Below are 22,182 nucleotides of genomic sequence, written 5' to 3'. Positions count from 1 at the left end.
TTCTCTTGGATCTCCAGCCGTCAATCGGCGGATGAGCCGGGTATGTGCTTCGCGACATGCTCGACCGGTCCGATGAGCAACCAGAGCGCAGCCGCACCGGCGAGCGCGCCGCTCCAGCCCGTGTGCAGGCCGGTGAGCCACGGCGCGGCCAGCAGGAAGGGGACCGCGTACACCAGCAGCCGTCGTGCGGCTCCGCGCGGGGTCCAGCAGTCGTTGCTGGAGTTGACCATGCCGGAGGCCAGGCCGCCGATGGTTCCGCCCATGAGGCCGGTCACCAGCAGGATGAAACCGGTGATCCACCACCGTGTCGCGTCCCAGCCCACCACCTTCTGCTCGGTCGTGGCCATGGCGCCTGCCAGGGTGAGCACAAGGCCGGCCACGGGCACGCACAGCAGCACGAGATGTGCAATTCGCATCATGTTCCACAGCCCCTCCGGATCCCCGGCGGTGTTGGGCTCCAGCCCGGCGGCCACCGTCTCCGGCTTGCTGCCGCTGTCCGTCGGCATCCCGTCGTTCAGCCAGCGCGCCGCGCGCCACAGCACCACCACCCATAGCGTCCCCAGCCCCAGCGCCACGCCGCCGACGATCAGCGCCTGCTGCTGGCCTGCCAGGCTGGGTCGGCACCACAGCAACACGCCGGCCATCAGCCCGAGCAGGACTGCGGCGCCCGCGGCGGAACGGGCGGCCACGATGAACCTCTGGCCGGTCCGCTGTGCGCGCTCCCGTTCGCGGTGCAGCCCTTCCACCCGGTAGAGGCTGATCAATTCGCGCTGCCCCGGCCGACGTTGCTTCCCTGCGGTCCCCACGACCCCGCCCCCTCCCCGGCGCAGACCATTGTTGGATCATGCCAAGTCAGATGGAGGGTATGCCGGATCGCATGGCGCGTCTGGCGCTCCAGAAAGTCCGAGCTGCCGCGCCCGGCCTCGATGGCTCGCCCAGGAGACGTTCCGACGGGGTCAACTCGCGGCGGCTGCAGGGGTCAGTAGCTGTCCCATCGCGGCCAGCACGGACGGTTCGACGCGGTAGTACACCCAGGTGCCGCGCCGCTCGGAGGTGAGCAGCCCGGCCTCCTTCAGCTTCTTCAGGTGGTGGGAGACGGTCGGCTGGGAGACGCCGACGTCGGAGATGTCGCACACGCACGCCTCCCCGCCCTCGTGCGAGGCGACGGCGGAGAACAGGCGCAGGCGCACCGGATCGCCGAGCGCCTTGAACATCCGCGCGGCTGTTTCCGCCTCGTCGGCGTTCATCGGCCGTTCGGTGAGGGGCGGGCAGCACGGCTCGACGCCCTGCGTGTCCAGCAGCGGCAGCGCCTTCGTATTCGACATACGTCTATGTTGACACATGTCGAAGCAATGCCCCAGGTGCAGCCGTGCCCGGAGGGGGCCGCCGCGCTGGTCCGCGTACCGGAGCAGGTATTCGATGGCTTCGTCCCGGCGTAGGTAGCGCTCCTGGGCCCCGCCGAGGGCAGTCCAAGCAGGGAGCTGTACCGGGCGGGGGAGGGCGGGGGCAGGTTGCCGTAAGAGCGCGCGCCACCAGTGCCTTCAGTGCCGGACTAGCCGCCGCCGATGGCCGACACATCGAGCTGCTCCATGGCCGCCTCCCAATGCTTCCTGATTCGATAAACGCCTATGTTGACGCTCATCGAAACAGATGGCATCCTGGCCGCGCAAGCCATCGACAGATGTCGAAACAACGAGGGAGTCGCCATGAGCGAGCCGTCCGAGCGGTCCGAGCCGACCGAGCGGTCCGAGCCGACCGCCCACGCGTTCACCACCGCCCTGCCCACCGTGGTGATCGGAGCCGGTCCCATCGGGCTGGCCGCCGCCGCGCACCTGGTCGAGCGCGATATCGAGCCGCTGGTCCTGGAAGCCGGTGCATCCGCCGGCAGCGCGGTGCGCGAGTGGAGTCACGTACGCCTCTTCTCCACCTGGGCCGAGGTCGTCGACCCTGCCGCCGAGAAGCTCCTGGCGCCCACCGGCTGGTCCGCGCCCGATGGTGCGACGTACCCGACCGGCGGCGACTGGGTCTCCCGCTACCTGCAGCCGCTGGCCGGCGTCCTGGGGGAGCGGGTCCGCTTCGGCGCGAAGGTCACCGGTGTCTCCCGCCTGGGCCGCGACCGTGTCGTCGACGCCGACCGCGATCAGCAGCCCTTCACCGTGCACATCGCCTACGCCGACGGGCGCGAGGAGCGGATCACTGCCCGCGCCGTCATCGATGCCTCCGGCACCTGGTCCACGCCCAGTCCGATCGGCGGCGACGGACTGCCCGCGCTCGGCGAGAAGTCCGCCGCCGACCGCATCTCCTACCGCGTGCCCGACCTCAAGGACCCTGCCGTACGCGTCCGTTACGCGGGCAAGCGCACCGCCGTCATCGGCTCCGGAGCCTCCGCCTTCACCGCGCTCGCCTACCTGGCGGATCTCGCCAAGAACACCCCCGGCACCCACGCCGCGTGGGTCCTGCGCCGCGGCATCGGCGGCGCCACCTTCGGCGGCGGCGAGGCCGACCAGCTCCCGGCCCGCGGCGCGCTCGGCCTCGCCGCGAAGGCAGCCGTCGACGACGGCCACGCGGATGCCGTCACCGGCTTTCGCACCACCGCCGTAGAGAAGACGGGCGATCAGCTGATCTTGGTCTCCGAGGACGGCCGTCGCCTCGACCCGGTCGATGAGGTCATCGTCCTGACCGGCTTCCGCCCCGACCTCTCCTTCGTCTCCGAACTGCGCCTGGGCCTCGACGAGCGCCTCCAGGCCCCGATCGCGCTCGCCCCGCTGATCGACCCCAACGTCCACTCCTGCGGCACCGTCTACCCCCACGGCGTGGGCGAGCTCTCCCACCCGGAGAAGGACGTCTACCTCGTCGGCATGAAGTCCTACGGCCGCGCCCCGACCTTCCTGGCCATGACCGGCTACGAGCAGGTCCGCTCCATCGCCGCCGCCCTCGCCGGAGACCAAGAAGCCGCCGAACGCGTCGAACTGACCCTCCCGGAGACCGGAGTCTGCGGAGGCGCGGGCCTGTTCGACGAGCCCGAAGCCGAGCAGGGGCAGCGGCAGGAGCAGGGGCAGGAGCAGGGCGGCGGTTGCTGCTCGGCGCCGTCCACCCTGCAGATTGAGGCCGGCGCGCACCCGCAGCCGCAGCTGTGACTTGGGGCGACCAGAACGGTAGTGACGCCTGGGGGCCGCAAATTTCAGTTGATCTGGACCCTGACGTCTGAATACTGGCTCTCGGCAGAGTTGATAGTTGATCTGGTCTGTTTCCGGTGCTTCGAACCGGACTGGCGGAGGGCCTCGGAGATTGTCCATGCACGATGACCAAGTGGACGTGACGGCCGAGATCGTTGCGACCTTGATCCAGCAACAGTTTCCTCAGTGGATCGGCAAGACGATCCGCCCCCTGTCCTCGACCGGGACGGTTCACGCCATCTTCCGTATCGGGCCCGACCTCTCCGCGCGTTTCCCGCTGCGGTCGGCCGATGCCGCCGAGACGTTGGCGGGCTTGGAACGGGAAGCTGAGGCGAGCGCGGAGTTGGCAGAGGTGTCCCAGTTCCCCGCCCCGAAACCCGTCGCCTTGGGGAAGCCTGGAGCGGGTTACCCCATGCCGTGGTTGGTGCAGACATGGGTGCCGGGAACTGTCGCCCTGGATGCCGACCCGAGTGGGTCGCACGCTTTCGCCGAGGACCTCGCGGCCTTCATCGCAGCCCTGCGGGGCGTCGAGACGCGGGGGCGGCGTTTCAGCGGCGAAGGACGTGGCGGCGTTCTCGCTCACCATGACGACTGGATGGCGAAGTGTTTCGAGGAGAGCGAGGGGATGCTCGACGTGCCCCGGTTGCGCCAACTGTGGAGTCACTTCCGGGAGTTGCCGCGCACGGGTGCCGATGTGATGAGCCATACGGACTTGATTCCCGGCAATGTGCTGGTCGCGGGTGACCGGCTCGGCGGCATACTCGACACCGGCGACTTCGGCCCGGCCGACCCGGCGCTGGATCTGGTCAGCGCCTGGCACCTGTTGCAGCCGGGCCCGCGGGAAGTGCTCCGACGGACCCTGGGCTGCGACGATCTGCAGTGGGAGCGCGGCAAGGCATGGGCGTTCGAGCAGGCGATGGGGGTCGTCTGGTACTACGTCGAGAGCAATCCGCCGATGAGCAAGATGGGGCACCAGACTCTCGCCCGCATCCTGGAATCGACGGAGTGATGCCGCCCCGACCGTAGACCCTCGTAGCGAGGATCGCTTGCCGAGCCCGCCGGCGGCAGCATCAACAAGAACAGCTCAGCTGAGACGGCGTATCCCACCCGGGCCGAGAGGCGTCTGGTCGGATTCGGGCATGGTCGACGGCAGCCACGTGCAAGCAGATGGCCGGGGGCCTTGCATGTTCTCCCCGCAAGGTTGCATGTTCTCTCCGCAAGGCAAATCAAGGGCGGTCGTGGTCAGGGCTGCATAGGGTCACTCCATGCCAAGCTCAGAACTACACAGGATCAACGCCTTCTTATCCGCCTTCGCCCGTCGGCAGGCCACGCGCGTCGTCGATCTCCCTGGCGGCTTCGCTGTTTACGATGACGCCTTCTTCCATTCCCGCGCGAACAACCAGGTGCTCATCGATACGGCCGTCGACGCCGAGGCGCTGCCCACTATCGCGGAGGAAGCACTCGGCCATCTGCCACACCGGCTGATCTCCGTCCTGGACAACGAAGTTGGGATGGCGTGTGCAGAGCCGCTGGCCCGGGCTGGATATACCCACTCCATCTACGCGGTCATGCTGCACGAAGGCCCGGTGCCAGCTGGCATACCCGCGGTGGAGGCAGACCTCGACGCGCTACGTGATCCACTCACCCGGCGATGGCGGGACCTCCTTCCGGACGTCGACGACGAGGTCATACGCCACCTTGTCGACCGACGCGAAGCTCGTCGGCGTGGGGCAGACATCGTTCGCTTCATCGGTGCCCGTACCGAGGAAGGCGACATCGCCTCATGGGCCGACCTCTATGTGGACCCGGCAACTGGCACAGCCCAGATCGAGGACCTGATCACCTCGGAGGCCTATCTCAGGGGCGGTTACGCCGACGCCGTCCTGACCGCCGCCCTGCGTATGGCTGCCGATGAACATTGCAGTCTCCGTTTCCTGACCGCCGATGCGTCAGACTGGCCGCGCCATTGGTACGAGCGTCGCGGCTTCTCCGTCATCGGCCACTCGCACTGCTTCGAACGCGGTTGAGGGGACAGCAGCGGTGTCATGCCGGTGATCCCCTCGGCCAAGACTGACAACGACCGCGCGAGGATTGTCGACCGCGGTAGTTCTCACCGGCGATGCTTCCTCGAACTGGGCGCGTTCCTCTTCCTGCAGGTCGTCCAAGTCCGTTCGGCTTTGTCCCCTGGGGGTTGGGGATCGGGCTCGGCAGCAGCTTGAGCTGACGCGACGCCTGTGCTCGCAGGCGCTACGTCCGTCGTGTCGGGCGGCCATCGACACCGTCAGCCCCCTTCCCTCCGCCGCTGCCGCCGGCGAGGTCGGTCAGGAAACGGGCTCTTGCCTGCGGTCCGGGCGAGGCACCCGGCCCGGGGAAATGAGGGTCACGGTCGTGAGCAAGGCGAGGACCGCGAGCAGCGCGGCGGCGGCGAGCACGGCCCGGGTGCCGTCGGTGACCGCCTGGCTGCCCTGGCCGCCTTGGAGGGTGAAGACCGCGCCCAGAGCCGCGGTGCCGACGCCTGCGCCGAGGGAAGCGAGGGTGGATACGGTTCCGGCGACCATGCCGACCCGTTCGGCAGGGGCGACCTGTACCGCGACGGCCATGACGGGCGCGCCGGCGATTCCGCCACCGGCCCCCCACGCCAGGAGCGGCACCAGCAGGGCCCACCACGGGGTGCCGGGCGTGATCAGCAGCGCAAGGGCCAGGAGGCCGGCGCTCTTGAGTGCGTACCCGAAGCCGATCACGTGGCCGGGCGCCCAGTGGCTGAGCAGTTTGGAACCGACCATGCCCATGACGATCTGGGCGAGGAAGATCGGGGTCATCAACAGGCCCGCCCCGGTCGGGCTCAGCCGCAGCCCGTCGGAGAAGTACTGGATCAGATAGACCGAGCCGCCAATGGTCAGGACCCGGGAGAGGAGGACGGCCAGCATCGCGCCGGAGAACGCGGGCAGGGCGAACATCCGTAAGTCCACCATGGGCTGGCGTACATGCAGCTGGACGGTCACGAACGCCGCCAGCGCCAGGCAGGCGGTGACCAGCACGGCGGTGTTCTGCCAGGACCACGAGGCCTCGCCCGGGCGGAGCATGAGGAAGGTCGCGGTGCCGAGGCCGAGCGTGAGCAGCAGGCTGCCGGCCCAGTCCGGACGCCCGGACCCGGGCGCCGCGGGGACGGGGCGCGGCAGGACACGCGCGGCCAGCACCCAGGCCGCCACGCCGAGGGGGAGGTTGATCGCGAAGACGGCCCGCCACCCGAAGGCGTCGATCAGCAGCCCGCCGAGCGTCGGGGCGAGAAGACCGGCCGCGGTCGCAAAGGACCCCCAGGCGCCGATGGCGAGATTGCGCTCCTCGCCGCTGTAGCGGTCCGAGAGCAGCGGGATGCCGTTCACCATGATCGCTGCGGCTCCCGCGCCCTGGACCACGCGTGCGACGTTCAGCCACGCCAGGTCCGGCGCCACGGCCGCCGCCAGGGAGGCAAGGGTGAACACGGCGATCCCGGCGAGAAACAACGACCGTCGGCCCCACCGGTCCGAGAGGCTCCCGACGACCTGGGTGAGCGCCCCCATGGCGACCATGTACGTCACCACCACCGACTCCGCGGAAGCACCGCCGGCGAGGTCCGCACTGAGCAGGGGCAGTCCGACCGTCACGATCGTGAGGTCGACGACCACCAGCCCCGTGGAGACCATCACGAGCACCAGGACCCCGCTGAACGGCGGAAGGCGGCGGGACGTGTTCTGCGCTGTCATGCGGTGCTCGACCTCCGGGCGCGGACGGGACGGATGGTCAGCGTGCAGCCCACCACCTCTAAAAGTCAACGGGTGTGAAGTTTAAGGAGGAGGGTCGTAGGCTGACGCCATGCCAGCCGCTTCCCGCCGCCGCCCCGTCACCCGCAAGGGCCGCCCGGTCCTCACCCGCGAAAGCATCGCCGCCAAGGCCCTGGAGATGGCCGGCTCACAAGGATTTCGCTCCGTCACCATGCGCGCCCTGGCCGCTGAACTGGGCGTCACCGTGCGGGCGTTGTACAACTACGTCGAGGACCGTCAGGACATCGTCGCGCTCGCCGTGGACCTCATGCTCGACGCCTGGGACCCGCCTGCCCTGCGGCCCGAGACCTGGGAGACCTCCGTCGCCGACTACGCCCGGTCGCTGCGCGAGCTCTACCGGCGCTGGCCCCGCGCCCTGCTCGTCTCCCTCGACGAGGACGCGCCCCCGGCCTCCGTGCACCCCAACCGTCTGATCAACCTCGACCGCTTCCTCCGGCTTCTGCAGAGCGTCGGCCTGGACCTTCCGGCAGCGCTCGGGGCGCACCGCCACCTGTCCCTGCTCGTCCTGTCGTTCACCCTTCTCGTCGACCACCCCATCGACCGGGCCGGCGCCGAAAGCAGCTCACTCGTCCCCGACGCATGGCTCACATCGCACGCCGACCTCGACATCCCCACCCTCCGGCAGGCGGCCGCGCTGCCCCTGCCTCCCGCGGACGCACAGTTCGACCAGCTCATTTCCGCCGTCCTGACAGACATCCGCAGCCATCTCGACACGGCGTGACCGCCCACCGTCACAGTCGTCGCCGGTCGGGGGTACAGGTGGGGCTTTTCCGCGCCATGGCCGCCGGGCCGTGCGCTGGCTCGCACCACTGCGGGCCCCGGCCACGGGCAGGCGGTGGAGAGCACTTGGAAGCATGCTGGCTGCATGATGACCGTGCTGCTTGTAGCCGACGACGACATGATCAGGTCCTTGCGCCCGCTGGTCCATCACGGCCCGCACTACCGAGTGATCTCCCACGCCGCCAGCCCATCGGTGGCGCTGGCTCAGGCAAGAGCCCTGCTCCCGGACATCGTCGTCATCGACACCGCTGCCCCCGGGACCCCGGCAGAGCTTGCCGCGGCGTTTCGCGAGCTGCGCAACCTGGATCCTCCCAGCGGCGTCATCTGGCACGTCTCGGCGGAACCTCCCCTCCCCTCGCGCTTACTCGAAGAAGCCGAGGGCAAGGTCCACACCGTCCGGCACGGAGACGAAGCCGCCCTGCGCGCCGCGCTGCGCACCATCGGCCTGCGCCGCGCCAGCTGCGACCCCGATCAGCCCGCCATCTGACATGTGGGCCGCCGGCCGACGACCTGCCACGAGACGGGCCTGGGAGCGGCTGGAACGGGCAGCGGCACCTGGCGGCAGGACCAAGGGCGGGAGTGTGAAGCGCCGCGAAAGGGCACCAGGTGAGGGAAGCGTTGGTGATCAGAGTCCGAGAGCGTTCGATGAACCGCTTCCCGGCGCTGTGACACCCCGGCCCGACGTCCCATGAGAGAGAAGCCAGTGGTTTTGAAAACGTTCGGCTGGTCGTTCGCGGTCACCGCGCTCGGCCTGGTCGCGGCGGTGTTCTACGGCGGATGGACGGCCATCGGGATCGTGGCGATCCTGGCGGTCCTGGAGATCTCGCTGTCGTTCGACAACGCGGTGATCAACGCCGGAATCCTGAAGAAGATGAGCGCCTTCTGGCAGAAGATCTTCCTCACCATCGGTGTGCTGATCGCCGTCTTCGGCATGCGACTGGTCTTCCCCGTCCTGATCGTCGCGGTCAGCGCCAAGATCGGCCCGATCGAGGCGGTGCGCCTCGCGGTCAACGACAAGGACCAGTACCAGCAGCTGGTGACCGACGCTCACCCGTCGATCGCCGCGTTCGGTGGCATGTTCCTGCTGATGATCTTCCTCGATTTCATTTTCGCCGACCGTGACATCAAGTGGCTCGGCTGGCTCGAGCGCCCGCTCGCCAAGCTCGGGAAGATCGACATGCTGTCGGTGTGCATCGCGCTCATCGTCCTCATGGTCGCCGCGATGACTGTCGCCACGCACGCCCACCAACACGGCGGCACCCACGTGGACAAGGCCGAGACGGTGCTCCTGTCCGGCATCGCGGGCCTCATCACCTACCTCGTCGTGGGCGGTCTCTCCGGCTTCTTCGAGCGTCGCCTGGAGGACGAGGAGGAGCGTGAACGGGAGGCCGAGAACGAGGCCAAGAAGAGCGGCAGCGGTGCGCCCGCGGTAGTACTGGCCGGCAAGGCCGCCTTCTTCATGTTCCTCTACCTGGAGGTCCTGGACGCCTCGTTCTCCTTCGACGGCGTCATCGGCGCCTTCGCCATCACCAACGACATCGTCCTCATGGCGCTGGGTCTCGGCACGGGCGCGATGTACGTCCGTTCACTCACCGTCTACCTGGTCCGCCAGGGCACCCTCGACGACTACGTCTACCTGGAGCACGGCGCGCACTACGCGATCGGCGCCCTCGCCGCCATCCTCCTGGTGACGATCCAATACGAGATCAATGAGGTCATCACCGGTCTCGTCGGCGTCATCCTGATCGCCTCGTCGTTCTGGTCGTCGGTACGCCGCAACAAGAGGCTCGCGGCAGCAGAGAACGGCACCGGAGTCACCCGAAGTCAGGGCTGACAGCCACGCCGTAGCAGCAGGTCCGCGGTCTACAGGCCTGCAGGCTCAGCCGACGGCGCTGCCGGGACGTACTCTCGCCCCAGAGCAGATATCAAGGAGACCCTGTGACCTCACGCCTCAACGCCTACGACCAGCCCGTCGGAGATCCACTTCCAGGCTGGACCGCCCGAGCGGCCCCGGCCCGGGTCGACTTGGACGGCGCGTACTGCCGCCTCGAGCCGCTCGATGCCGAGCGGCACGCTGCCGACCTGTACGCGGCGTACGCGACCGAGACCGACGGGCGGAACTGGACCTATCTGCCCGATGAGCCCTTCGACAGCGAGGAGGGATACCGCCGTTGGGCGCAGGCCGCGGCCCGCAGCGCAGACCCGTTGCACTACGCGGTGATCGACCGTACGGCGGGCAGGGCGGTCGGCACCCTGTCGCTGATGCGCCATGACCCGGCCAACGGGGTCATCGAGGTCGGCTACGTGGTGTTCTCACCCTTGATGCAGCGCACCGCCCTCTCCACGGAGGCGCAGTACTTGCTGATGGCCTACGCCTTCGACAAGCTCGGCTATCGGCGTTACGAGTGGAAGTGCGACGCGCTCAACACACCGTCGCGCAAGGCGGCCGAGCGGCTCGGCTTCACTTTCGAGGGCGTGTTTCGTCAGGCGGTCGTGTACAAGGGGCGCAACCGGGACACGGCCTGGTACTCGGTGGTGGACAGTGAATGGCCCTTGCTGCGCGAGGCGTTCCGCGCCTGGCTGGCGCCGGAGAACTTCGGGGAGGACGGCGGGCAGCGCCACCCGCTGAGCGCGCTCATGGACACGGCCTCCCACTCCGCCCGCTCGGCAGCGGCCGACCTCGGCTCGTAACTGGGACCCCTTGAGTGCCCGTGCGGCGGCCCCCGCCAAAGGCCAAGGACCGCCGCACGTACGCCCATCGAGTCAGCGCCCCCAGTGCGCCGGCTCGGCCATGGTCACTCCTGCCCCGCCGTCGGGTCCATCCACATGACCTCCCAGGTGTGCCCGTCGAGGTCGTCGAAGGCACGGCCGTACATGTAGCCGTGGTCCTGAGTCTCACCGCTGGGCGAGCCGCCTGCCGCGATCGCTCTGTCGACGAGCTCGTCGACCTTCTCTCGGCTGGTGGCGCTCAGCGCGAGAAGCACCTCGCTCGACGTGGTGGAATCGATGATCCGCTTCTTCGTAAACTCGGCGTACTTCTCGTGAGCGTGCAGCATTACGTGGATGGCGTCGCTGAGCGGAATCGCGGCCGTCGTGTCGTCGCTGAACTGGTCGTCGGCGGAGAAGCCCAGCTCGGTGAAGAACTTCTTGGATGCGTCGAGGTCGCGGGTGGCGAGGTTCACAAAGATCATCTGCTGGCTCACGAACTCGTGCCTTTCCTTTGGTGTGTGACGGTGCAACAGGTGGGGGAGGCGGGTCCGTGCAGCTGTCGATGAGTACGCATCGCCGGTCGCCGCCTCTCCTGCTGAGGCCTTTGGATCGTAGGAACCAGGGGCGTGCCTGACGCGTTGATTCGATCAGGTTCGAAAGCTGGCTTGAGACGAACCGCGTAAATGGGTCGTCGATGAACAGGGAGAGCGAATCCGTGATTCGCGTGCACATGCCGGCTGAACGGTTGGCCGGTCTGCGCTGGGCGGTTTCACCGGTGGGGGAGTTGGCCGCGGCGCTGGTCGCCGTCGCCGAAGCGCCGAAGACGCCGCCCAGGCTGCACCACGTCAGGGCGTTGCTGTCCTCGGGCCGACTGCCGACGCTCGCGGCCGTCGCGCGCGGCTATACCGCCTACCTTCCGGAACTGCTCACTCCGGCGCCACGATCTTTCTTGCCGGTGATCGAGGACCAGTTACATGCCCTTGCGACGACGCCGACGAGCACGGTGAGCACGCAATTCACCGCCTTCCTCGCCGGGGGACAGGCACGCAGCAGCCGCTGTCCCTGGCTTGGAGACGGGCAGTTGGAGCGCGCCGAGGAGCAGGTGCGCGCTCGGATCGAGGTCGGCGAGAGCGACTTGCGCGAACGGCTTGCGCGCGAACTGCACTGGCTGTGGACGAAAGCGATGGCGCCGCAGTGGTCCCAGACCACTGCGAGCTTCGAGGGCTTCGTCGAACGGCATGCCTCCGTCGCGGCCCGTGAAGGACTCGGCAGCGCCCTGGCGGCCCTGCATCCGTCGTTGCGCTGGGAGGAAGGCGCCCTGACCGTCACCTCGGACCACGACGGGGAGGTCCCCGGAGTACACCCCGTCGCACTCATCCCCAGTCTCTACCTGGACCGCATCGGCCTGCACGCACCCCTGCGCCCCGGGCAAGCCCAACTTGCCATCCCCATGGGCACCTCGGATAACACCAACCCCCGTATAGCCCCGGTCCTTGGCGCGACCCGGTTGGCGATCCTGCACAGTCTGGCCCAACCGCGCACCACCACGGCACTGGCCACGCTGCACCACCTGGCACCCGCGACGGTCTCCTTCCACCTCTCCCGTCTCCTCGCCGCCGACCTGGTCCAACGCCGACGCCACGGACGACACGTCCACTACCGCCACACCCCGCGGGCCCGGGCCATCCTGAGCCCCGCCCCTTCGACCGACCCGCCCGCGCCGTAGGCGGCTCCCGAGCATTGCCTCAAAGCTCGGCAAGAGGGCCCGTTGACAGAAGCATTTTCGGCGTCGAACGGGTACACGCGCGATACGTCTACTCACAGCACCGCTCGCCCGGCCAGCGGTGAAACCCAGCGCGGCATCACCTGGCAGACCCCCGCCGACGACCCTGAGCAGGGCCACCCCCGTCCCTGACCAGGGCACTTGGCTGTGCACACGCTCCGGTTCGGAATGCCCCGAGGCATGAAAAAACAGCCCCGGGGCATTCGTGGTTTCTGGATCAGGAGGAAACCATGACCATGGCGGAGCCGTCGGTTGAGCGCGCACAACAAATCCCAACCTGTCTTGGGCGCCGGGAATCTGACGGCGGCACAAGCGGCGGCGAACCGCCGGAGAATGCACGCCAAAGAGTCAACAGACGCTGGAACGAAATTCTCCAGGAGACCCGGGTCGCTCAGACTGGCGTGCAAATCCTTTTCGGATTTCTGCTCAGTGTGGCCTTCACGCCCCTCTTTCGGGAGCTGGGTACGTTCGATCGAGTCATCTACGTCGTCACTGTCGTTCTAGGTGCGTCAGCGACTGGTTCATTGATAGCGCCGGTATCCATCCACCGCTTCCTGTCCGGCCAACGCATGAAGGATGAGGTGGTCGAAGCCGCAGGCCGTCTGATGATCTGCGGCATGGTGCTCCTTGCCCTGACCATCGGCTGCACGCTCCTGCTGATCCTGCGCCTTGTGGTCCCTGGTGTGTTGGCCGAGGTGCTGGTCGGCGCGGTCATGCTCTGGTTCGGGTTCTGCTGGTACGTGCTGCCGATGCGCCTGCGCCGCCGCGCCGCCGCACGCCGCAATGGCGAGGTCGTCGTGCAGCCCTAGAAGTGAGTGCCGATGCGGCACCAACCACCGCTCCCGGATGACAGCCCCTGCGCTCCAGCGCAGGGGCTGTCCGCGAGCAGGCACCTGCTCCCTACACATTTTGCAGACTCTGCATTTTTGCGTAGCATGCAACATGTGGATGAGGAGAGGGCTGTCACGGGCAGTTGGCGAGAGCGCAAGAAGCGGGCGACGCGGGCTGCTCTGGTAGAGGCGGCGGTACGGATCGCCGCGGAGCGCGGGGTGGAGCACACCACCGTCGACGCGATCAGCGAGGCCGCGGGCGTTTCGCCACGCACCTTCTTCAACTACTTCGATTCCCGGGACGAGGTCTTCGTCCTGGTCGGAGCGGAGGCGAGTGCCCGGGTCCGTGATGCGGTGCTCGAGGCGCCACGCGAGCTCTCACCGCTCGTCGCGCTCCGCGACGCGATGGCGTTCGAACTGCAGGAGATCGAGCAGCAGCAGGAGCTGTGGCGTCTGCACGCCGAAGTGCTGCGGCGGTCTCCCGAACTCCTCGCGCGCAGTATCGGGGCCCACATGGCAGACGAGCTCGGCCTGGCCGAAGCCGTCGCCGAGCGGATCGGCGCCGGCTCGCCCTCGTTCTCCGAGAATCGTGCGGAGAACACGGAGGCCGAGGCCCAGCAGCGACGACGAGCGCTGGGGCTGTACCCACGACTGGTGGCTGCCGTCGGGACCTCGGCCGTTCGGATCGCGGTGGAGCACTGGTGTGTGCACCAGGACGAGGCGGCCTTCGAGGACGTCTTCCTGGAGGTGTTCGACCACCTGGCGGCCGGCCTGCCCCAGCCGCCACCGACGGCCAGGTCCAGGCGACGTTGACCGGATCGGCATTTTTTTCTGGAGCCTCCTGCGCGTGAGGGGCCCAGCGTTGAACTCTGAAAGAGACGATGTGACTGCAACAGCGGTGCCTCAAGAGGCGCCTTCGACTTCCATGTCCAATCGGCAGATACTCCAGGCCATGTCCGGGCTGATGGCGGGCATGTTCGTCGCCATCCTCGCCGGGACCGTGGTCTCCAACGCACTGCCGCGGATCATTGCCGACCTCGGAGCCAGCCAGGCCTCCTACACCTGGGTGGTCACCGCCGAACTCCTGGCGATGACGGCCACCGTGCCGCTGTGGGGCAAGCTCTCCGACCTGTACAACCAGAAACTGCTGCTCCAGCTCTCCCTGGGCATGTTCGTGGTCGGCTCGCTCCTTGCCGGCTTCTCCCACGACGTCGGGCTGCTGATCTTCAGCCGCGTCGCCCAGGGCATCGGGGCCGGCGGCCTCACGGCCCTCGCGCAGGTCGTGATGGCGGCCATCATCCCGCCGCGCAGGCTCGGTAAGTACGCGGGCATCTTCGGTGCCGTCTTCGCCGTCGGCACGGTGGCCGGGCCGCTCATCGGCGGCGTCCTGGTGGACACGTCGTGGCTGGGCTGGCGCTGGTGCTTCTTCATCGGCGTACCCTTCGCGCTGCTCGCCATCGTGCTGCTGCAGCGCACCCTGAAGCTGCCCACAGTCCGCCGCGAGGCGAAGATCGACTTCCTGGGCGCGTTCCTGATCGTGGCGGGCGTCTGCGCGCTGCTCATCTGGGTCTCGCTCGCGGGCAACCAGTTCGACTGGGCGTCCTGGCAGACGGCCGCCCTGGTCTGCGGGGGAGTGGCGCTGCTTGTGGCCGCCGTCTACGTGGAATCGCGGGTCGCCGAGCCGATCATCCCGCTGGGCATCTTCCGCAACCGCACCGTCTCGCTGACCACGCTGGCGAGCTTGCTGGTCGGCCTGGCGATGTTCGGCGGCACCGTCTTCCTCTCCCAGTACTTCCAGGTGTCCCTCGGAAAGTCGCCGACGGTCGCGGGCTTGATGAGCCTGCCGATGATTCTCGGCCTGCTCGTCTCCTCCACGGTCGCGGGGCAGCTCATCAGCGCCACCGGCCGCTGGAAGATCTACCTGGTCATCGGCGGCGTCGCCATGACCGTGGGCCTGGGCCTGCTCTCCACCATCGACGCGAACACGCACTTCGGTCTGCTCAGCGTCTTCATGGTGGTCATGGGCATCGGCGTCGGCATGCTGATGCAGAACCTCGTCCTGGCCGCACAGAACGACGTACCCGCCTCTGAACTGGGCGCCGCCACCTCGGTGTTGTCCTTCTTCCGCAGCCTGGGCGGCACCATCGGCACCAGCGTTCTCGGCGCGATCCTCGCCAACCGCGTCGCCACCGAGATGACCAAGGGCCTGGATCAGGCGGGCGTCCCGGCCGGCACCGGCCAGGCCGCGGGTCACGGCGTGCCCGACATGACCACGCTGCCGGCCCCGATGCGGGAGATCGTGGAGCACGCGTACGGCGTCGCCACAGGCGATCTGTTCCTGGTGGCCACACCGTTCGCGCTGCTCGCGCTGATCGCGGTCCTGTTCATCAAGGAAAAGCCGCTGAAGAACACGAGCGGCATGGAGCGCCTCGCGCAGGAGTCCGACGCGGCTTCCGACGCGCCGGCAGCGTCGCCGGTTGATTAACTGCGGGATGGCTGTCTGAACAACGCGAGCGGGCCGGCACGGAGCTGGTCCCAGGCCCACCTGTGCACCGCCGTCGGAGTGTCCGACGGCGGTGCACAGCTGGTCCCGGCTCGCTCAGTACGGTGCCATGACGTGGTCGCCGATCACACTCGGTCCGAGGTCAACTTCGGGAATACGGGGCCAGCGCTGGCCACATGGGCAAGTAGCCGGGCGGTACGACTCTCCGGGGAGTCACGTGCGGCCCCGTCCGTATCGCATGTCTCGTACAACCCTTCGACCCCTTGAACCGTCTACGGCATCGTTCAGCACGGCTCCAAGGAGAGAACTTCATGCCCCTGCCCTTCCGCACCGTTGTTGCCGCCGCGGCCGTCACCACGCTGACCGGTGGTCTGCTCGCCGTTGGCCCCGTGGCACCCGCGGCCGCTGCTCCTGCCAAGCTCGCCGATGACTTCAACGGTGACGGGCACCGGGACATCGCCATCGGTGCGCCGTACAAGACCGTCAACGGAGCGGAGGCCGCCGGGGAGGTGGTCGTGGCTTTGGGGGCGGCCGACGGTCTGACGACCCAGAAGGTCGCTCTCACCCAGAGTTCCGCCGGGGTGCCGGGCACGCCGGAAGACAGTGACCATTTCGGGATCTCGCTGGCCAGCGGCGACCTGGACGGTGACGGATACGCGGACCTCGTCGTGGGCGCCGACGGCGAAGACGTGGAGACCTACGAAGGCCAGGGCAGCGTCACCATCCTGTGGGGCGGCGTGAAGCCGTTCACCAGCAGCACCACGACCACCGTGGAGAACGCACAACAGCACCAGGCCCACGGCTACGACGTCGCGGTGGGTGACTTCACCGGCGACAGCGGCGCGGACCTTGCGGTGATCGAGCCGGGCGCGATCGCCGTGTACAAGGGCGGCCTCGCCCGGGACAGCAAGCCCACGCCGTCGTACCACCTGTCGGGCTCTGGTTCGGGCCTGCGGTACACGGAGGCTGCCGTGGGCGACGTCAACGGGGACGGCAGGGACGACCTCGCGGTGACCGGCGACGCAGGAACCGGACGCCCGGGCACCGACATCTTCACGGGCCAGGAGGGTAGTCCGAACCGGATTCAGCGCGTGTCCGACGGCGACACCGCCGTCGCTCTCGGCGACATCAACGGTGACGGCTTCGACGACATGGCCACCTCCCTCACCTGGCCTCAGTTCTTCTCCGTCGACGACCCCAGCGACGGCTCCGGCTATGTCACCGTCCGCTACGGCAGCCGAACGGGCTTCGGCGACCCGGTGACCCTGCACCAGAACAGCACTGGCGTGCCCGGTGCCAACGAGGACGGCGACAACTGGGGCGCCTCGGTGGAAATCGGTGACATCACCGGTGACGGAAAGGCCGAACTGGTGGTGGGCGCCAACGGCGAACAGCTCGGCGACCTGGACAACGCCGGCGACGTGACCGTGTTCCGCGGCTCGGCTTCGGGTGTGTCGCAGTCCGCAGTGGTGCGCATTTCCCAGGACACCACGGGTGTTCCGGGTGCCGCCGAGGCCGGGGACCTCTTCGGTGCACAGGTTCGGATCGCCGACTACGACAACAACGGCAAGGGCGACCTGGCGGTGACCGCCTCCTTCGAGAATGACCGCAGCGGTGGCCTGTGGACCTTGCCCGGCACGTCGTCCGGCCTCACCGGCTCTGGCTCCAAGTCCCTCAGCTCAGCCGACTTCGGCCTCGCCAAGGGCTCGCGGTTCGGGGAGAGCCTGCACGACTGAGTTGAGTGGCCCACCGGGCGCCATCTCTAAGGGTGCCAACCCGAGTAGATATCGAGAGGCGGTTGGCATGCTCACGGTGTACGACGGCGCGCTGCGCGTCAGCTATCGGCAGTTCTACGTGGAGAGCCGGCCTGAGGTTTTCGACGGACCGATGTCCGATAGCCGCGCCGGACAGAACAATGGCCTGTGCGGTGCTGCCGTGCCGGGCCACCTCTTCTTGACCACCGGCCTGCACACCGGCCGCGTGGGCCTGACCGTCGAAGTACACGAGAGCATGCCGATGCTCGACGAGGCGTGGGAAGACGTCGTGGAAGCGCCGTTTCATCCCGCCTCTGCCTCGGCGGTCCTCACGCCGTGGGGCGAGGGGCCTCTCTGCACAGTGAAATTGGCCGTGGTCCCACATCGCGTGCGCTACAGCGCAAGCGCCATGGACCTGACCGTCGACCAGGAGCTCGCTGTCCTCGAGGGCGGGAGCATCATCGACCGCTATCTGCTGCAATTCTGGCCCGCCCCGCCGACCCCTGACGAGGTGATCAAGCAGACCTCGAAGAGTGCGGCGTACTGGCATAAGAGCACTGGCAGCGTATGAATACACACTCCCGGAAAGAGGGGCAGAGCGACGGTCCGATACCCGACTTCCGCACGAACGAGCCTGTGATCGTCACCGTCGGCCGGCTCACTGTGGTCAGCTGCGTGCAGGACCACGACGCCTGGGTAAGCCTCATCGATCTCCGGAGGGTGAATGAGCCTGTCCGGTCCCACCACGGGCCCAGCCGCACCAGCTGCGGGCTGGCTTACCGGCGGCCAGGGCCACGCCCATGCTTTGTAGCTCGACCCGGCCACGATTTACGACGCCCGCGTTTTATGCAGAAGCGGAGGAGGCCCGCCGTCGTATCCCTGTACGGGAGTTGCGAGGGTGTGCCCGCGCCCCGTTACGTATGCCGATCCGCGTTGCGGGACGGGCAGTTGAGCCTAACCGGGGGTCGTGAGGCCCTTCCCTGAGGCTGGCAGGCGACTCTACTCTCGTCTGGTGGCCTTGAGATCGCGTCCAGGCGTCCGCGCCGTTTCCCGGGGGAGACCGTGACCGTCCCGACGTTGATCCTTTTAGGGGCGGCGGGAGGACTGTTGCGGGGTGCCCTGGATGTGTATACCCGCTTCGTGTCCTGGCAGGCTGACCGCCGCGCCTATCGACAGTTGAACGCAGCGGGGGTTGCGTCAGGGCAAGCGCCTCAGTTCCAGGGGTACTTCGACCCCTCGGTCGACATCGTCGCGGCCGTCGTGCACGGCGCGATGGGTGCCGGGGCCGCGGTGCTGTTCGGGACCACCGGTCAGATCAGCGGTTCGTACGCCGCCCTCGTCGTCGGTTTGTCAGCGCCCATGCTGCTCACCCAGCTCGGCCGCATCCAGTCGGTGAACGAGGCGGTGACGGGCGATCCCCAAACGGCTGGGGCCACGGAGGAGCCCGGGGCGACCGGGGCGCCTGCAACCGTCGACGCCGTCGGCGGGGGCAGTGCGGGCGACGCCGGGGCAAGGAGGGAATCCGACGCGGCAGCCGCGGTGTCGCCATACGCTTCTCCTCCCGCCAGAACGAATCCTGCCCCCGAACCCGCTGAAGGAGCACTCCCCGCCTCGGCACAAGACTCTCCCGCCCGTGCACGGCCGATGCCGACGGCGCGAGCACCAGCGCCGGCGCCGGTCGCAGACGCGCGGATGCCCGAGGGTGCATCCAGCGACGTGGACGCAGATCGGACACAGCTACCGAATCCGACGGGCCCCGGGGACACCCCCGCCGTACCTGCTGACCCCGCCGATGGCACTCGACCTGGATTTGATGCTCCAAGCGCGCGACGATGGCAGCAGGGGCCGACGATCGGTGAGGAGGGGGTATGAGGCCTGCTCCGCACCTCCTGAACGAAGATCGCCCGGAGTTTGAGCGGATCCTCGACGACGCATTGATCGACGCGCCCCACCGACCGGAACTGGCCGCTGCGGGCCAGCCGCTTCTTGCCGAGCAACTGCGCACCATGGCCCTGTCCTCCAGCGCCATCATCACGGCGGCTGCGGCAGCCGAGTACGAGCACTATGTGCGACTGCGCGAAGAACTGCGCTCCCCTGGACGCGCGTACGAGTCTGCGAGCGAGAGGCGTTCGCCCACTGATACGGGTTCGGCACCTGGCCCTGCCCAGACCGCGCACTTTCCGCCCGACACACACCCGCTCACCGGCCGCCCGGTGGCCCGGGGGCACCGATACGCGGCAGCGGTCTTGGGTGTAAGCCGTCAGGGCGGCGGTCCGGCCCACGTTGCAGTTGCCCCGCAGCGCTGGTCCGAGATGTCCTACGGCAGCCGTCTGCTGGCAGCGCTGCTTGGCCTGCGTGTACGACCAGAGGCCTCGGCACGACCCGAGGCATCAAGGAGGGCGCAAACGACCCGAGCCTTCGTGAAGTCGGGGGCCGGTCGCCCACTTTGGGCCCAGCGCGCAGCACCAGCATCGGTGCGTGAGGAAGCCGGTGCCGGGATGTTCGCTGTTGCCGCCGTGCTCATCCCCATCCTTTCCGGTTGTGCTGCCGTGCTTTTCTTCCTTGTCGGCCTCGTCCTCAAGATGGTGCACGCCGGGTCGGGTGCCGCCCGCACCCTGATCTCTGTCGGGTGGCTTCTGTCAGCCGTGGCTGCTGCCGCGCTTGTCGCCGCTGTGTTGCTGCTCCTGCTGTCATCCGCTGTGCGCAGCCGTGGCCAGCCTGCCTGGGCGGCCGCGGGCACCCAGGAGAGCCAGGCGAACGAGGAACTGAACCGCGCCAGAGAGGCCTGGCAAGAAGCCCTGCGTGAACGCGGCATCATGCCCTTCTTGCAACAGGCCCTCTCCGATCCCACTCCGGCTCACTCGCGCCGGGACACCAACACCAGCCGCATCCCGAGTCTCGGCTATCACCGTCCGGGTCCTGCCACTCCCGGCGAGGGCCCCGGCTCCGCTGCGTCACCTCGCCCGAGCTACACCAGCCCTGACTTCACCAGCCCGGACTTCGGAGGCTCGGACGATCCTCCGGAGTGAGGTTGGCTCGCCGGGCCGAAAGTGCGGGCGGTCTAAGGTGTGCCGATGCAGACCTCCCCGCGTCCGCGAATAGCGACGAGTGACTTGAGGCCCGGCCGTCACTGGTATCTCACCGCGGTCGGCGTCGCCGTCGTACTGATCGTGCTGGGCGTGACCATCGGATTGCGCCAATTCGCCGAGGCGATCGACGCGGTGGACACCGACGACCCGTTCGCCAACGGGGAAACCATCACCCTGCAGCTCACGCCGGAGAGTCAGAGGACGATCTGGGTGAAGTATCCGGGCCCATCGCCTGGTCCGGAGTGCGACATCACCGGCCCGGTGCCCCGCGTCTCACAGAACCGGGAGCCGATGTGTTCCTGACCCGGGATGCGACCTGGACGCCGCTCTCCACCATCGAGGTGTCGCAGGCAGGCGACTACGCGATCACATGCTCGTCCCACGCGCTGTCCCGGAATGCCGTGGGGGAGGCCGAAGGGCTCGTCGCGTTGGCGGGCTGGTTGGTCCTGGCCATGGCTCTGCCTGCCCTGGGGATCAGCCTGGGCGCTGTCATCGTCCTGGTCACTGCGGTGCGCCGCAGGCGTCATCGCAAGCGGTTGACCGTCGAGCGCTACGGCTGCGACGGTGATCAAGCTCCGCACCTTGATCTGTTCGCTGGTGCCGGCCCGGACGCGCGTTGAACGCCCGTGCGGCGCCCGGCCGTTGGGTGTGGCCTTGCGCCGCATCCGCCAGGCAGCCAGCGTCCCGGCATCGCCATCCGCGAAGGAGGCAGCACCAGATGAGTACCACCCCCCGCACGGCCGTAAGCAGCGAGGCCGATGACATCCGCAGTTTCTGGACCGGGCTCGGTCTGCCCGGGCTGATCGACGTGCACACCCACTTCATGCCCGAACGGGTTCTGCGCAAGGTCTGGGACTATTTCGACACCGGTGGTGCCCTGATCGGCGGCCGTCCCTGGCCCATCACCTATCGGCGGGAAGAAGCGGAGCGCGCGGCCCTGCTGCGCGATTTCGGCGTGCGGGCTTTCACCTCCATGCTCTACCCCCACAAACCCGGCATGGCCCGGTGGCTGAACAGCTGGGCGGCCGAATTCGCCCACCGCACTCCCCGCTGCCTGCACACCGCCACCCTTTACCCCGAAGCCGACACCGGCACTTACGTCCGTGAGGCCCTCGAAGCCGGTGCGCGGATCTTCAAGGCGCACATTCAGGTGGGCGCGTACGATCCGGCCGACGAACGGCTGCAGACGGCATGGGGGCTGCTGGCCGAGGCCGGGATTCCTGTGGTCATGCACTGCGGATCGGGACCCGCTCCCGGCAAGCACACCGGCCCTGAGTCCGTCGCCCGGGTTCTGGCCCGTCACCCCAGACTGCGCCTGATCGTCGCGCACATGGGCATGCCCGAGTACGAGGAGTTCCTCGATCTCGCCGACCGATACGAGCAGGTACGTCTCGACACCACGATGACGTTCACCGACTTCACCGACAGCTTCATGCCCTTCCCCCGCGAGGCCCTTCCGCGTCTCGCCGACCTCGGGGACCGCATCCTGCTCGGCACCGACTTCCCCAACATCCCCTACCCCTACCTTCATCAACTCCAGGCTCTGGAACGTCTGGAACTGGGGCGCGACTGGCTGCGGGCCGTGTGCCATGACAATGCGGCAGATCTGTTCAGTCTCTGACGTCGTCAGTCAGCCCAGGCGATCCACGCCACGCCATGCCGCACTGCCTGACCTCTCCCACGGAAGGCGCCAGGGGGCGGCTTTCTTGCTCCGCGGGCGGTTGGCTTTGCCAGAGG

The 22,182-nt window shown here is 68.2% G+C and carries 20 protein-coding genes and 1 pseudogene; 17 read left to right on the top strand and 4 right to left on the bottom strand.

From position 1 onward, the window contains the following. Positions 1-20: 20 nt before the first annotated feature. Together AB0I66_RS35910 and AB0I66_RS35905 are read right to left on the bottom strand one after the other, a co-directional pair. Positions 21-806, bottom strand: coding sequence for a hypothetical protein (locus AB0I66_RS35910; protein WP_363212230.1), 786 nt, complete (start codon positions 804-806; stop codon positions 21-23). Positions 807-956: 150 nt separating this feature from the next. Next, positions 957-1,325, bottom strand: a complete 369-nt coding sequence (locus AB0I66_RS35905; RefSeq protein ID WP_363212229.1) for a metalloregulator ArsR/SmtB family transcription factor — start codon at positions 1,323-1,325, stop codon at positions 957-959. A gap of 381 nt (positions 1,326-1,706) precedes the next feature. On the opposite strand from AB0I66_RS35905, the gene AB0I66_RS35900 reads away from it, so the two are divergent. The 3 genes from AB0I66_RS35900 to AB0I66_RS35890 all read left to right on the top strand — a co-directional run bounded on the left by AB0I66_RS35900 (position 1,707) and on the right by AB0I66_RS35890 (position 5,203). Then, entirely contained in the window at positions 1,707-3,137 is a 1,431-nt protein-coding gene (locus tag AB0I66_RS35900; RefSeq protein ID WP_363212228.1) for an NAD(P)-binding domain-containing protein, read from the top strand. A gap of 157 nt (positions 3,138-3,294) precedes the next feature. Then, positions 3,295-4,185 carry an aminoglycoside phosphotransferase family protein gene (locus AB0I66_RS35895; protein ID WP_363212227.1) on the top strand — a complete coding sequence of 297 codons (891 nt, stop codon included), beginning with the start codon at positions 3,295-3,297 and terminating at the stop codon, positions 4,183-4,185. Positions 4,186-4,441: 256 nt separating this feature from the next. Next, positions 4,442-5,203: a GNAT family N-acetyltransferase gene (locus AB0I66_RS35890; RefSeq protein WP_363212226.1), complete on the top strand. Its 762-nt coding sequence runs from the start codon at positions 4,442-4,444 to the stop codon at positions 5,201-5,203. 294 nt (positions 5,204-5,497) lie between these two features. Here the strand turns inward: AB0I66_RS35890 and AB0I66_RS35885 are convergent, their stop codons facing one another. After that, positions 5,498-6,919, bottom strand: a complete 1,422-nt coding sequence (locus AB0I66_RS35885; protein ID WP_363212225.1) for an MFS transporter — start codon at positions 6,917-6,919, stop codon at positions 5,498-5,500. Between the two features lie 109 nt (positions 6,920-7,028). Here AB0I66_RS35885 and AB0I66_RS35880 point away from each other — a divergent pair, with 109 nt between their 5' ends. From AB0I66_RS35880 to AB0I66_RS35865, 4 genes are all read left to right on the top strand, one after another. After that, the gene (locus tag AB0I66_RS35880) at positions 7,029-7,718 is read left to right on the top strand and encodes a TetR/AcrR family transcriptional regulator (RefSeq protein WP_363212224.1); all 690 of its coding nucleotides are present in this window, start codon (positions 7,029-7,031) and stop codon (positions 7,716-7,718) included. Positions 7,719-7,862: 144 nt separating this feature from the next. Next, positions 7,863-8,264: a hypothetical protein gene (locus AB0I66_RS35875; RefSeq protein WP_363212223.1), complete on the top strand. Its 402-nt coding sequence runs from the start codon at positions 7,863-7,865 to the stop codon at positions 8,262-8,264. Between the two features lie 216 nt (positions 8,265-8,480). Continuing rightward, a complete protein-coding gene (locus AB0I66_RS35870) occupies positions 8,481-9,611 on the top strand; it encodes a DUF475 domain-containing protein (protein WP_363212222.1) in 1,131 nt (376 codons plus the stop codon). Positions 9,612-9,715: 104 nt separating this feature from the next. After that, positions 9,716-10,468: a GNAT family protein gene (locus AB0I66_RS35865; RefSeq protein ID WP_363212221.1), complete on the top strand. Its 753-nt coding sequence runs from the start codon at positions 9,716-9,718 to the stop codon at positions 10,466-10,468. A 104-nt stretch (positions 10,469-10,572) separates the two neighbouring features. On the opposite strand, the gene AB0I66_RS35860 is transcribed toward AB0I66_RS35865, so the two are convergent. Further along, positions 10,573-10,980, bottom strand: coding sequence for a VOC family protein (locus AB0I66_RS35860; protein ID WP_363212220.1), 408 nt, complete (start codon positions 10,978-10,980; stop codon positions 10,573-10,575). Between the two features lie 221 nt (positions 10,981-11,201). On the opposite strand from AB0I66_RS35860, the gene AB0I66_RS35855 reads away from it, so the two are divergent. From AB0I66_RS35855 to AB0I66_RS35810, 10 genes and pseudogenes are all read left to right on the top strand, one after another. Continuing rightward, positions 11,202-12,212, top strand: a complete 1,011-nt coding sequence (locus tag AB0I66_RS35855; protein WP_363212219.1) for a helix-turn-helix domain-containing protein — start codon at positions 11,202-11,204, stop codon at positions 12,210-12,212. Between the two features lie 287 nt (positions 12,213-12,499). Further along, entirely contained in the window at positions 12,500-13,078 is a 579-nt protein-coding gene (locus tag AB0I66_RS35850; protein ID WP_363212218.1) for a DUF6328 family protein, read from the top strand. 126 nt (positions 13,079-13,204) lie between these two features. Then, a complete protein-coding gene (locus tag AB0I66_RS35845; RefSeq protein ID WP_363212217.1) occupies positions 13,205-13,912 on the top strand; it encodes a TetR family transcriptional regulator in 708 nt (235 codons plus the stop codon). Between the two features lie 112 nt (positions 13,913-14,024). Beyond that, on the top strand, positions 14,025-15,584 hold the full coding sequence (locus AB0I66_RS35840) for an MDR family MFS transporter (protein ID WP_363212215.1): 1,560 nt from the start codon (positions 14,025-14,027) through the stop codon (positions 15,582-15,584). A 329-nt stretch (positions 15,585-15,913) separates the two neighbouring features. Next, positions 15,914-17,338 carry an FG-GAP-like repeat-containing protein gene (locus AB0I66_RS35835; RefSeq protein WP_363212214.1) on the top strand — a complete coding sequence of 475 codons (1,425 nt, stop codon included), beginning with the start codon at positions 15,914-15,916 and terminating at the stop codon, positions 17,336-17,338. Between the two features lie 67 nt (positions 17,339-17,405). After that, complete coding sequence (locus AB0I66_RS35830; RefSeq protein ID WP_363212213.1) at positions 17,406-17,927, top strand: hypothetical protein; 522 nt, start codon at positions 17,406-17,408, stop codon at positions 17,925-17,927. Between the two features lie 1,297 nt (positions 17,928-19,224). Then, positions 19,225-19,452: pseudogene (locus AB0I66_RS35825) on the top strand (hypothetical protein); the annotation flags it as partial. A 978-nt stretch (positions 19,453-20,430) separates the two neighbouring features. Beyond that, positions 20,431-20,748: a hypothetical protein gene (locus AB0I66_RS35820; RefSeq protein WP_363212212.1), complete on the top strand. Its 318-nt coding sequence runs from the start codon at positions 20,431-20,433 to the stop codon at positions 20,746-20,748. Further along, positions 20,739-21,065 carry a hypothetical protein gene (locus tag AB0I66_RS35815; RefSeq protein WP_363212211.1) on the top strand — a complete coding sequence of 109 codons (327 nt, stop codon included), beginning with the start codon at positions 20,739-20,741 and terminating at the stop codon, positions 21,063-21,065. The genes AB0I66_RS35820 and AB0I66_RS35815 overlap by 10 nt, the downstream gene beginning before the upstream one ends. Before the next feature lie 98 nt (positions 21,066-21,163). After that, positions 21,164-22,066: an amidohydrolase family protein gene (locus tag AB0I66_RS35810; RefSeq protein ID WP_363212210.1), complete on the top strand. Its 903-nt coding sequence runs from the start codon at positions 21,164-21,166 to the stop codon at positions 22,064-22,066. Positions 22,067-22,182: the final 116 nt, after the last annotated feature.

It is taken from the genome of Streptomyces sp. NPDC050439 (genome assembly GCF_040655335.1).
Taxonomy (GTDB): Bacteria; Actinomycetota; Actinomycetes; order Streptomycetales; family Streptomycetaceae; genus Streptomyces.
Note: the sequence above shows the minus strand (reverse complement) of the source record. Positions and strands in the feature narration are given on the sequence as shown.

Excerpts from the sequence above, each read along its gene's own strand:
- AB0I66_RS35890 (WP_363212226.1), top strand. The coding sequence starts at position 4,442 with ATGCCAAGCTCAGAACTACACAGGATCAACGCCTTCTTATCCGCCTTC.
- AB0I66_RS35900 (WP_363212228.1), top strand. The coding sequence starts at position 1,707 with ATGAGCGAGCCGTCCGAGCGGTCCGAGCCGACCGAGCGGTCCGAGCCG.
- AB0I66_RS35905 (WP_363212229.1), bottom strand. The coding sequence starts at position 1,325 with ATGTCGAATACGAAGGCGCTGCCGCTGCTGGACACGCAGGGCGTCGAG.
- AB0I66_RS35875 (WP_363212223.1), top strand. The coding sequence starts at position 7,863 with ATGATGACCGTGCTGCTTGTAGCCGACGACGACATGATCAGGTCCTTG.
- AB0I66_RS35830 (WP_363212213.1), top strand. The coding sequence starts at position 17,406 with ATGCTCACGGTGTACGACGGCGCGCTGCGCGTCAGCTATCGGCAGTTC.
- AB0I66_RS35850 (WP_363212218.1), top strand. The coding sequence starts at position 12,500 with ATGACCATGGCGGAGCCGTCGGTTGAGCGCGCACAACAAATCCCAACC.
- AB0I66_RS35820 (WP_363212212.1), top strand. The coding sequence starts at position 20,431 with ATGCAGACCTCCCCGCGTCCGCGAATAGCGACGAGTGACTTGAGGCCC.
- AB0I66_RS35845 (WP_363212217.1), top strand. The coding sequence starts at position 13,205 with ATGCAACATGTGGATGAGGAGAGGGCTGTCACGGGCAGTTGGCGAGAG.
- AB0I66_RS35880 (WP_363212224.1), top strand. The coding sequence starts at position 7,029 with ATGCCAGCCGCTTCCCGCCGCCGCCCCGTCACCCGCAAGGGCCGCCCG.
- AB0I66_RS35895 (WP_363212227.1), top strand. The coding sequence starts at position 3,295 with ATGCACGATGACCAAGTGGACGTGACGGCCGAGATCGTTGCGACCTTG.
- AB0I66_RS35885 (WP_363212225.1), bottom strand. The coding sequence starts at position 6,919 with ATGACAGCGCAGAACACGTCCCGCCGCCTTCCGCCGTTCAGCGGGGTC.
- AB0I66_RS35840 (WP_363212215.1), top strand. The coding sequence starts at position 14,025 with ATGTCCAATCGGCAGATACTCCAGGCCATGTCCGGGCTGATGGCGGGC.
- AB0I66_RS35835 (WP_363212214.1), top strand. The coding sequence starts at position 15,914 with ATGCCCCTGCCCTTCCGCACCGTTGTTGCCGCCGCGGCCGTCACCACG.
- AB0I66_RS35810 (WP_363212210.1), top strand. The coding sequence starts at position 21,164 with ATGAGTACCACCCCCCGCACGGCCGTAAGCAGCGAGGCCGATGACATC.